The sequence below is a fragment of the Paraburkholderia sp. BR14312 genome (genome assembly GCF_040948675.1).
In the GTDB taxonomy this organism is placed as follows: Bacteria; Pseudomonadota; Gammaproteobacteria; order Burkholderiales; family Burkholderiaceae; genus Paraburkholderia; species Paraburkholderia nodosa_A.
Map to the genome: position 1 here is coordinate 1 of NZ_JBFPKI010000071.1, position 537 is coordinate 537.

The window sequence follows — 537 nt, forward strand, 5'->3', positions numbered from 1 at the left end:
ATTTCGCTAGCTGGCTGTTCATCTTCCGCAATGATTGCATCAAACGTCCGACCTCATCCCGGCCGTAACTTTCGATACGTGAGGTCAGGTCTCCGCACGCGACGGTCTCCGCCACGGAGACTGACTTACGCAGGGGAAGGACAATGGTCCTCGTGATCAAGAATGCGGTGAGAGAGCCCGTCACAAGCGCTAGTCCAATCAACCCAATTGTGACTTCTACGGCCAGCCGGTAGTCCTCTGCTGCAGTGGTTCGAGCAATTTGGCTTCCGTTGCTGGTGAGCTGGACTTCCGCTTCGATCAATTTGGCGACAGCGGTGAACGCATCGGCAGACCCCCCCGTCGCGAGCGAGCGGGCCGAGGCAAAACTTCCCTCACCCTGTTCGGAAAGCGAAAGCAGTCTGTTATCCATTTCCAGATAGGATTTCCACGCCTTCCGGGTTTGCTGGTTGAGCTGATCCTCTTTCGCTGACGAGATGAGTCGCCCATATGCTTCGATTTTCGCGTCGAGTGTGCGAAGCGCAAAGTCCCTCATGATGC

1 protein-coding gene is annotated in these 537 nt (G+C 56.1%); it reads right to left on the reverse strand.

Features of this window, described 5'->3' with window-relative positions:
- A partial coding sequence (locus AB3X98_RS42045; RefSeq protein WP_368607217.1) for a HAMP domain-containing protein occupies positions 1-537 on the reverse strand: 537 nt, incomplete at both ends.